The organism is Marinobacter sp. VGCF2001, assembly GCF_049943275.1.
In the GTDB taxonomy this organism is placed as follows: Bacteria; Pseudomonadota; Gammaproteobacteria; order Pseudomonadales; family Oleiphilaceae; genus Marinobacter.
This window is the reverse complement of sequence record NZ_JBNFVX010000005.1, coordinates 148,273-157,892: the sequence shown is the minus strand read 5'-3', so window position 1 is coordinate 157,892 and position 9,620 is coordinate 148,273. Positions and strand designations below refer to the sequence as shown.

8 protein-coding genes are annotated in these 9,620 nt (G+C 58.6%); 5 read left to right on the top strand and 3 right to left on the bottom strand.

Going from position 1 to position 9,620, the window contains the following annotated elements; genetic code table 11:
- Positions 1-52: 52 nt before the first annotated feature.
- Positions 53-400: a DUF503 domain-containing protein gene (locus tag ACP2AU_RS08100; protein WP_426375613.1), complete on the top strand. Its 348-nt coding sequence runs from the start codon at positions 53-55 to the stop codon at positions 398-400.
- Between the two features lie 177 nt (positions 401-577).
- Positions 578-2,254: a pyridoxal-dependent aspartate 1-decarboxylase PanP gene (gene panP / locus ACP2AU_RS08095; RefSeq protein WP_426375604.1), complete on the top strand. Its 1,677-nt coding sequence runs from the start codon at positions 578-580 to the stop codon at positions 2,252-2,254.
- A gap of 75 nt (positions 2,255-2,329) precedes the next feature.
- Here the strand turns inward: panP and ACP2AU_RS08090 are convergent, their stop codons facing one another.
- On the bottom strand, positions 2,330-2,596 hold the full coding sequence (locus ACP2AU_RS08090; protein WP_426375603.1) for a hypothetical protein: 267 nt from the start codon (positions 2,594-2,596) through the stop codon (positions 2,330-2,332).
- A 97-nt stretch (positions 2,597-2,693) separates the two neighbouring features.
- A complete protein-coding gene (locus tag ACP2AU_RS08085; protein WP_426375602.1) occupies positions 2,694-4,259 on the bottom strand; it encodes an inorganic phosphate transporter in 1,566 nt (521 codons plus the stop codon).
- Positions 4,260-4,451: 192 nt separating this feature from the next.
- Here ACP2AU_RS08085 and ACP2AU_RS08080 point away from each other — a divergent pair, with 192 nt between their 5' ends.
- The 3 genes from ACP2AU_RS08080 to ACP2AU_RS08070 all read left to right on the top strand — a co-directional run bounded on the left by ACP2AU_RS08080 (position 4,452) and on the right by ACP2AU_RS08070 (position 8,722).
- Positions 4,452-5,546: a GGDEF domain-containing protein gene (locus tag ACP2AU_RS08080; protein ID WP_426375601.1), complete on the top strand. Its 1,095-nt coding sequence runs from the start codon at positions 4,452-4,454 to the stop codon at positions 5,544-5,546.
- Positions 5,547-5,612: 66 nt separating this feature from the next.
- The gene (locus ACP2AU_RS08075; RefSeq protein ID WP_426375600.1) at positions 5,613-6,059 is read left to right on the top strand and encodes a flavodoxin; all 447 of its coding nucleotides are present in this window, start codon (positions 5,613-5,615) and stop codon (positions 6,057-6,059) included.
- A 107-nt stretch (positions 6,060-6,166) separates the two neighbouring features.
- A complete protein-coding gene (locus ACP2AU_RS08070) occupies positions 6,167-8,722 on the top strand; it encodes an EAL domain-containing protein (protein WP_426375612.1) in 2,556 nt (851 codons plus the stop codon).
- Here ACP2AU_RS08070 and tesB read toward each other — a convergent pair.
- Entirely contained in the window at positions 8,689-9,549 is an 861-nt protein-coding gene (gene tesB, locus ACP2AU_RS08065; RefSeq protein ID WP_426375599.1) for an acyl-CoA thioesterase II, read from the bottom strand. The genes ACP2AU_RS08070 and tesB overlap by 34 nt on opposite strands.
- Positions 9,550-9,620 lie beyond the last annotated feature (71 nt).

Genomic DNA, 9,620 nt, shown 5'->3' with positions numbered 1-9,620 from the left:
TTTTGGAAAGCCGTCCCCCGCCGGTTCCTGCACCAACACGCGGTATCAGACCATGTCAGAAGCTCTCAGAAAACTGCTGAAAGAAGGCAAAACCCCACAACAGCACCAGGATATTACCCCTCACGTAGGCGTGCTCACCCTGCACTTCCAGCTCTACGGCTGCGAAGACCTCAAAGCCAAACGTAAAGCCTTCACCGCGATGAAAGCCGTCTGGGGCAAAGAACCCGACCTGGCCGTCGCCGAAACCGCCGACCACGAAGCCCTCGACTGCGCCACCTGGACCGTCGCCGCGCTCGGTGCCAGCGCCCAACAGATTACCCAGCGCCTCGATCTGGTCGAAAAAGACATCCAGGACCGAATCGACGCCGCCATTCTCGACGTACACCGGGAAATTCTCTGAAAAACCGGGCACCCGGCAGGCATGGCGTCATGTCCTGACAGGCCTTATACTACGCAGCCTCAGGGAACCAATGCCCCGCCCAGCGGATGGCAGACACTTTAAACCGGGCCACGCCCGGCTCCGTTCGAGGAGTTTCCGGAACCAACCCCTCGGATACCACTGAATGTGTGTGGTGCTATGACCGGAAAGAAAAAATCCGCCCAGGCCTCATTGGAGGCAATGTATCGCGTGTTCACGGTGCCCGAAGCGCCGGAGTCGACCCTGAGCCGGATCGACCAGGATATCTCCCGGAATCTGGCCGGCTTTCTGCAGGAACACATTGTCGCCGTTGAGCGGGACCTGTCCGACGTTGAAAAAGACTTCTCCGATTCCGTGATCCCGGAGAAACCGGTGTTTGTCTCCGAACAGACCCAGTTCCTGCTGGACAAACTGGTGGCTAACTCGGTGCACACGGCCTCACCGGCCTTCATCGGCCACATGACCTCGGCGCTGCCGTATTTCATGCTGCCGTTGTCGAAAATCATGATTGCCCTGAACCAGAATCTGGTCAAAACCGAAACCTCCAAGGCCTTCACGCCCATGGAACGGCAGGTGTTGGGCCAGATACATCGCCTGGTTTATCAGGAAGATGGCGCATACTACCGCAAATGGATGCACGACCCCCGGCACGCACTCGGTGCCATGTGCTCGGGCGGCACCGTCGCCAACCTCACCGCACTTTGGGTGGCTCGCAACCGCGCTTTCCCGGCCGAAGGCAGCTTCCGGGGCCTGCACGAGGAAGGCCTGTTCCGTGCCCTGAAATACTACGGCCATGAGGGTGCGGCCATTGTTGTCTCCAAACGCGGTCATTACTCCCTGCGCAAGGCCGCCGATGTCCTGGGCCTGGGCCGCGATGCCCTGGTGCCGGTGGAAACTGATGAATTCAACCGCATTCAGACCGACGCCCTGCGCGACAAGTGCCTGGAACTGCAGAAGCAGAAAATCAAGATCATGGCGATCTGTGGTGTGGCCGGCACCACCGAAACCGGAAACGTCGATCCACTGGATGCCATGGCCGATATTGCCCGGGAGTTCGGCGCCCACTTTCACGTAGACGCTGCCTGGGGTGGGCCTACCCTGTTTTCCAGAACCTATCGACACCTGCTGCGCGGCATCGAAAAAGCCGACTCCGTTACCTTTGATGCCCACAAGCAGCTATACGTGCCGATGGGCGCCGGCCTGGTGGTCTTCAGAGACCCCAGTCTGGCCAGCGCGGTGGAACACCACGCCCAGTACATCATCCGCAAAGGCTCCCGGGATCTGGGCAGCACTACCCTCGAGGGCTCCCGCCCGGGTATGTCCATGCTGATCCACTCCGGCCTGAAAATCCTGGCCCGCGAGGGCTATGAAATACTGATTGACCAGGGCATCGAAAAAGCAGCCACGTTTGCCGGGATGATCGATGAACAGCCGGATTTCGAACTGATTACCCGCCCGGAACTGAACATTCTTACTTACCGGTACTGCCCGGAAGAGGTGCGGGAGGCACTGGCCGTAGCCGATGAACTGCAGGCAGAAAAAATGAACGCCTGCCTGAACCGCATCACCAAGTTCATTCAGAAGACTCAGCGCGAACGCGGCAAGGCATTCGTTTCCCGGACACGCCTTGAACCAGCCCGGTATTATCACTTCCCCTGCATTGTGTTCCGGGTGGTCCTGGCCAATCCGCTGACTACGCCGGACATCCTTGAAGACATCCTCAGCGAGCAGCGTGAGCTGTCTCAGGAAGAAGGCATTGCCGATGAAATGACCATCCTGCACCAGATGGCCGAGGCGGTTTTGACGCAAACCCGGAAAGAGGCCAGGCAGGCCTGAGTCAGCGGCGGGGACGCAAAGCGGTGGGGAGAAGCTCCCATCGCCTTGCTCAGAGTTCGCGGCTCAAAAATTCAATCAGTAAAGCGCCTCTTCATCATCCAGCACGTCGTGCAGGATCTCCAGGAACATCTTGTCGGCCTCACTCCAGCTTTCCGGAATGCGGATGGTGGTGTTGGCGCTGATCTCGCGGGCGATCAGCTCATCGGCGTTGGCCTCACCCTTGTATTTGCGGGCGATTTCCATGGATTTGACGGCAATGGTCGGATCGCTCATCACTTTCTTGATGAAGACCCGAAGCTCGTCAATCATCCGCGCCTGACGGCTTTCTACAGATGAACTCATTTTGTACTCCCAGAATGGATGTCGGCAGGCCAGGCCTGCCCGATGCGTTGCTACAGTATGGACAAAGCGCCGGGCCGCGGCCAGCCCGGCGGCCCATTCAGACCATCAGGCCACGGAGCGTGAAGAACAGGAAGGACGCCATCACAGCCGAAGCCGGTACCGTAATAATCCAGGCGGCGGCGATTTTCACCAGATGGGAACGCTTGACCATCTCCTCGCGATAGATTTTCTTCAGCCGCTTACGCTCGGACTTGGACAACGGCACCTGCTGCTTTTTCTTCTTCGCCTGCTTAAGCAGCCTTTCCATTTCCTCTACCGACGCATTACGGAAGTCGTCGAGGAACGGCTTGAGCCGCTCCTGGTCGGACGGTTCGTGTTGCTCGATGATCTTATGCAATTGGGTAGCGTAATTGGATTTCAGGTATTCCCGCAGAAAACCGACCCCGAAGACACCGCCAATGGCGATGTGGGTGGAACTGACCGGCAAACCAAGCTGCGAGGCCAGAATCACGGTCAGGGCGGCTGACAGCGCAATGCAGAAGGCCCGGGTCTTGTCCAGCTCGGTAATCTCCGAGCCCACGGTTTTGATCAGACGCGGCCCGAACAACATCAGCCCGACCGCCAGCCCCAGGGCTCCGACCATCATCACCCAGATGGGAATGCTCGCTGAAGTGACAACACCGCCACCGGCCTGAATGGCATCGTTAATGGCCGCCAGCGGACCAATCGCGTTGGCCACGTCGTTGGCACCGTGGGCGAAGCTCAGCAGCGCAGCGGCAAAAATCAACGGCCAGGTAAACAGGGTATTAACACCCTTGGCGCTGTTTTCCATGGTGGAGGCCTTGCGCCCAACCAGGGTTCGCATGGCAAAAAAGACCAGGCCCGCAACCACCAGGCCAATCACCGACGCCTCGACCATATCCACCTTGACGATTTTTTTGACGCCTTTGATCATCAGGTAGGTGGCAAACGCCCACGCCATGATCGCCACCAGCCAGGGCACGAAAGTGCGGGCCGAAGACACCAGGTTCTGCCGATAAAGCACGGTTTTCTTGATGGCGAGCAGGAACAGGGCCGCCAGCGCACCACCAAGCACCGGCGAAATCACCCAGCTGGCGGCGATTTTACCCATCACCGCCCAGTCAGCAATGCCCCAGCCGCCAGCGGCAATACCGGCGCCAAGAACACCACCAACGATAGAGTGTGTGGTGGACACCGGCGCTCCCATCCAGGTCGCCAGATTCAGCCACAAGGCTCCTGCCAGCAGCGCTGCTGTCATTAGCCAGACGAAGGCACGGGGATCTTCCAGGGTGGTCGGATCAATAATGCCGCCTTTGATGGTCGAGACCACCTCGCCACCGGCGATCAATGCCCCGGCCGCCTCGAAAATGGCCGCCAGCAGTACCGCTCCGCCCAGGGACAAAGCGCCGGAGCCCACCGCGGGGCCGACATTGTTCGCGACATCGTTTGCGCCGATATTGATCGCCATGTAACCACCGATAACGGCGGCGGCCATCAACAACATACTGTTAGGCAATCCCTGACTGAAGGAGCCAACCACAAGCCAGACACAGAGTAGAAAAAGCACACTCAGGCCGACCCTGTACCGTTCCGTGGAGGGGCTGGTTAAAAGGTTATCCAGAAAGCTGCTGGAACGGGCCATAGCAATCGGTTCTCTTGTCTTGTGGACAGAAGGGGTTTGGGCAACTTGCCGAGGCGAACTATAAATTTTTTGCCATCAAATTGAAACAAATCCCGCGACCCGGAAGCGATCACAAAGTTTGCAGTTAGCACTGCACTCTTATGAGGATTTGACGCATAATCGTGGAAAATATGTCAAAAAGAACAACAGTTAATGCCAAATACCAGCCAAATCCAGTCCAGCGAGCATGAAGAGCTTCAGATCTCCCGGCTGCTCAATGGCCTTTCAGCCATGGCGATCCTGTTCCTGGCCGGTATCGGGGCCAAGGCCTGGTATGCCGAGCACTATATGCACGCATGGGTGCTCTGGGCATTTGTTGTTCCAATTCTCGCCAATATAGGCTGGTATGCCTGGCGCCGGGATCGAACGGTTCAGAAGAGAGGCCTGCTGGTCATTGTCGGCCTGCTGTTTACCTACCTGATTGCCTCCGGCGGCGAGGGCAACACTGGCCCACTCTGGTTCTATGTGTTCCCACCGCTGCTGTTCTACCTGACCAGCCTCAAGGGTGGCACCGCCATCCTGCTGTTCTGCTACCTGCTGGCCGTCCTGGTTTTTCAGTTTCCCGAAATGCCCGGCGTCAGTGCCGAATACAGCACCGACTTCAAGATCCGTTTCTTTGCCACCCTTACGTTCGAGTCCATCTTCTGTTTCGTGCTGGAAGCTGGTCGGTTGAGTGCCCGCAACAAACTGGTGGCACTGGCCCAGGCCCACGAACACGCCGCCCGCACGGACGAACTGACCGGGCTGGCAAACCGGCGGGAGATGCAGAGCCGGCTAAACACCGAATTCTCGCGTTTCGAGCGCTCCGGCCATCATTTTTCCGTCGTGCTGATCGATCTGGACCTGTTCAAACGCATTAACGATGACTTCGGCCATGATGCCGGCGACGAGGTCTTGCGCCAGTTCGCCGATCTGGTTCGGCAAATGGTCCGCCAGTCGGATGTGGCCGCCCGCTGGGGCGGCGAAGAGTTTTTGCTGCTACTGCCCGACACCACCTTGCTGCAGGCGCTCACCCTGGCTGAGCGCCTGCGCGCCGAAGTAGCGGCCACCCGTTTTCACCACCGGAAACAGAGCCTGCCGGTCACCATCAGTGCCGGGGTATGCTCGATTTCCAAATCCGGATCGATCAACGAATTGCTCAAGCAAGCAGATGTTCAGCTGTACAACGCCAAGGAGAGCGGCCGGAATCGAATTTCCCCCCGGGTAAGGAGCCAGGACGCCGGGCCCAACCCACAGACGCCGGCTTGAGCCCGGCCGGCCACGCCATTACTATCGCCACTCTAATGTTTTACACCATCAACACAGGCAGTCGTTATGGCAGCAGTCCGCATTCTGACCGGCAGCGTTTACGGGGGCGCCCTGTTGACCGCGCGCCGGATCAAACAGGAACTTGAGTCCCGGGATCATACCGTTACCGTTCTGGAACATCCCACCCTGGATGACATCACCGGTAATGACGATGCCCTGCTGGTGTGCACCTCCACCACTGGCCAGGGCGAAGTTCCGGATAACCTGCTGCCGTTCTATGCCGATCTTCGCGAGCAGCTCCCACAACAGCCTGGCCGACCGTTCGGCATCGTTGTGCTTGGCGACAGTTCCTACGGTGATACCTTTTGCGGTGCCGGCGACCTGTTGGAAGAGACACTCTATGAAACCGGCGCCCGCAAGGTGGGTGACACCCTGCGGATTGATGCTCTGGAGACCATGGAACCCGAGGCGGAGGCCGTGCCCTGGGCACTGGAGTGGATTAACGGAATTTGACCAATATTTACACAAATTACCAAAAGTCTGTCGGCTATGGCTTGAGCACTCCGGGGCGACACGCCATACTCGGGCCATAACGACAAAAACGGTAAGCTTCAACCTTGATGCATTTGCTCCGACTCCTGGCAGCCCTGCTGACGTCTCTGGCGCTATCGCTGCCTGCCGTAGCCGCTACCGATGGCTATATTCCCGACATGGACTACCTGAGAGTCGCGTCGGACGACCAGCGTAGCCCCCTACAGGCCCTGGGCGACGACAACTGGCGGGCCCTGAATGAGCAAACCCCGAATTTCGGTTATACCCGCGACCAGATCTGGCTGCAGTTTCCGATCAGCCACCCCCAAAGCACGAACCTGCTGGAGATCACCTACCCGCATCTGGACCAGATAGATTTTTACCTGCTCAGAGATGGCCAGATCCAGCTGAGCTACCACACCGGCGACCGCCAGCCGTTCGCCGAGCGCCCGGTGGAACATCCGCATTTCCTGTTCCCGTTCCAGCTTGACCCCGGCCACGACTATCGCGTGCTGTTGCGGATCGCTACCGACGGTGCGGTACAGGTTCCGCTCAGGCTGTGGAACAATCGCAATTTTTTCGAGGAAACCTCGGTAGAAAGCCAGATCCACGCGCTGTATTACGGCATCCTGATCACCGCGATCTGCTTCAACCTGTTTGTTTTCCTGGCTCTGCGGGAATCCGTTTACCTTTACTACGTGCTCTCTACCCTCGGTTACCTGCTTCTGATTGGCACCCTCAATGGCATTACCTATCAGTTTCTGTGGCCGACCATGCCTGGTGTACAGAGCAATGCCATGGTCTTGTCGATCCCCCTGGCCATGCTGTTTACCATCATGTTCGCCCGGTCATTCCTGCGACTGCACGAGGCCAGTCCCCGCCTTGATCGCCTGATGCTGACCATGATGGCCCTGAACGGCGCAGTGGCGCTGTCGACGCTGATCATCGATTACGGCACCGGGATCCGCGTGACCGTTGCCCTTGCCATGCCGAGCTGTCTGCTGCTGACCATTTCCGGACCGTTGCAGTGGGCCAGGGGCAACCCCCAGGCCGTTTACTACACGCTGGCCTGGGGGGCTGTCACTCTGGGCAGCGCGATTACCGCCGCCAACAAATATGGTCTGATCCCCACCAGTTTTTTCTCTGTCTATGGTATGCAACTCGGTTCGGCGCTACAGGCTATTCTGCTCAGTCTGGCGCTTGCCATCCGCATCTATCATGAGCGTCAGGACAAGGTCTTTGCCCAGGAGGCCGAACTGAACGCGCTGGAAGCTCGGCGGACGGCAGAACTCCAGCTGATGGAGCAGGCCTTGCACCACCCCCTGACCGGCCTGCCCAACCGCAGCAGCTATGAAATGCGCCTGAACGAACTGACCCGGAACCAGCGCGGTAAACGTTTCGGCGTGGTGATCATTCACCTCAACAATCTGTATCCGGTGACCAAAACCCTGGGCCACCGCAATACCGACCGCGTGCTTGAGTTGGCCTCCAACCACTACAATGCCGTGATTAAAGATGTTCCCGGGGCCATCCCGCTGGAACAAACGGATACCCGGACATTCTTTCTGGCCAGCCTTGATCCGCAGACCTTCGCTTTTGTAGTAGATGCCGACCACGCTCTGGCGGTTCCCAGGATCGTCCTGCGCAGTATCGAAGAAATCCATTACCCGGTAGATTTCCTGGGTATGCAGGTTCCCCTGAACCCGCAACTGGGTGTGGCTTTCTATCCCACCCACGGTCACGATGCCAACACACTGATTCGTCGCGCGGTCATTGCCGAGGGGTCTGAGCGGGCCAGGGAGCGCGGCATTGCCTACTACAAATCCTCACGGGATTCCTACAGCGCCGAGCGGCTAACACTGGTCTCCGATCTGCGCCAGGCCATCGATAACAACGCGCTGACGCTGTATCTCCAACCCAAACTGTGCCTGCGCACCCACACCATCGTCGGATTTGAGGCGCTGATTCGCTGGCCGGGCCGGGACCAGCCCGTCTGGCCCGACGAAATTATCGCCATCGCCGAACAAACGGGGCTGATCAAACCCCTCACGCGCTGGGTGCTGAAAGAGGCACTGGAAATGCGCAGCCGACTGCTGGACACCGGCCTGACCGCCGGTATTGCCGTGAACATCTCACCCAACAATCTGCGGGAACCGGATTTTGCGGTCTTCGTACACCGCCTGATGCAAGGCTACCAGGAGCACGCCGGGGCCATCACGTTCGAAGTGACCGAAACCTCAATGATGCAGGACCCGACCAATTCCCTGAAGGCGCTGAATGCCCTGGATGAGGCAGGTATCCCGCTGTCGATCGACGACTTCGGTTCCGGCTATTCTTCGCTGTCGTACATCAAGCAATTGCCCGCCAGCGAAATCAAGATTGACCGCTCGCTGATCACCGATCTGCCGGAACGGGAGCAGGACCGGGTGATCGTGCGCACCACCATTGATATGTGCCACAGCCTGGGTTACACCGTGGTGGCGGAGGGGGTAGAGGATGAACAAACCCTGGCACTCCTCGAGGACATGGGGTGTGACCTGGTGCAGGGCTACTTCCTGACCAGACCCCTGCCCTACGACGAGCTGATCGAGTGGCTGGACGCCTATCAGCGTCAGCCTTTTCGCTCCCGAATCAGTGCTTCCTGAGTGGTAGACGCCACCAGAACGCCTTCCCGGGTAAAGAAGTTACCCCGATTAAACCCCCTGCCCCCGGAAGCGCTCGGGCTGTCCTTGTCGTAGAGCAGCCACTCGTCCATCCGGAAATCCCGATGAAACCAGATGGCGTGATCCAGGCTGGCAACCTGCATATTCTTGCTCATGAAGGTTCGGCCGTGGGGGTTGAGAGACGTCCCCAGAAAAGAAAAATCCGAAGCATACGTCAGCAGGCACCGATGCAACACCGGGTCGTCAGGCAAGGGCCCTTGCGCCCGGAACCAGTTCTGGCGGTGGGGAGGGCATTTTTGTGGATTGAACGGGTCCATCGGGTCCACCGGGCGGATCTCGATCGGACGATCACGGGTCAACATATCCCGCATCTTTTCTGGCACCTTGTCGGCAATCAGCCGGCCCAGGTCCTGCTCGGATGCGAGGGTATCGGGGTCTGGTGCCTCTGGCAGCTCGAACTGATGATCCAGGCCGTCTTCGGCAACCTGGAACGACATGGAGCCGGTGAGAATTTCCTTGCCGTCCTGACGGGCAATAACACGGCGCACAGAAAAAGTGCCACCATCACGCACGCGCTGGACCTCATAATCGATCGGCATACTGTGGTTGCCAGGGCGCAAGAAGTACGCGTGCAGCGAATGGCACAGGCGGTCTTCAACCGTTCGGCTTGCTGCCATCAGGGCCTGGCCCAGAACCTGGCCACCGAACACGTGCGGAAACCCCAGGTCTTCGCTATCCCCTTGAAAATGATCATCTCCGATAGGGGAAAGATCCAGCAACTCCACCAGCTTCCGGGTCACATCCAGCATGCCATCTCCTGTCTTTTTGTTAGCTCACGAACGGGTTTTCTACCCCAGGCAGGATAATTTCGCAACGGATA

Coding starts and splice junctions, on each gene's coding strand:
- tesB (WP_426375599.1), bottom strand. CDS start 9,549: ATGCTGGATGTGACCCGGAAGCTGGTGGAGTTGCTGGATCTTTCCCCT.
- ACP2AU_RS08070 (WP_426375612.1), top strand. CDS start 6,167: ATGCATTTGCTCCGACTCCTGGCAGCCCTGCTGACGTCTCTGGCGCTA.
- ACP2AU_RS08085 (WP_426375602.1), bottom strand. CDS start 4,259: ATGGCCCGTTCCAGCAGCTTTCTGGATAACCTTTTAACCAGCCCCTCC.
- panP (WP_426375604.1), top strand. CDS start 578: ATGACCGGAAAGAAAAAATCCGCCCAGGCCTCATTGGAGGCAATGTAT.
- ACP2AU_RS08075 (WP_426375600.1), top strand. CDS start 5,613: ATGGCAGCAGTCCGCATTCTGACCGGCAGCGTTTACGGGGGCGCCCTG.
- ACP2AU_RS08100 (WP_426375613.1), top strand. CDS start 53: ATGTCAGAAGCTCTCAGAAAACTGCTGAAAGAAGGCAAAACCCCACAA.
- ACP2AU_RS08090 (WP_426375603.1), bottom strand. CDS start 2,596: ATGAGTTCATCTGTAGAAAGCCGTCAGGCGCGGATGATTGACGAGCTT.
- ACP2AU_RS08080 (WP_426375601.1), top strand. CDS start 4,452: ATGCCAAATACCAGCCAAATCCAGTCCAGCGAGCATGAAGAGCTTCAG.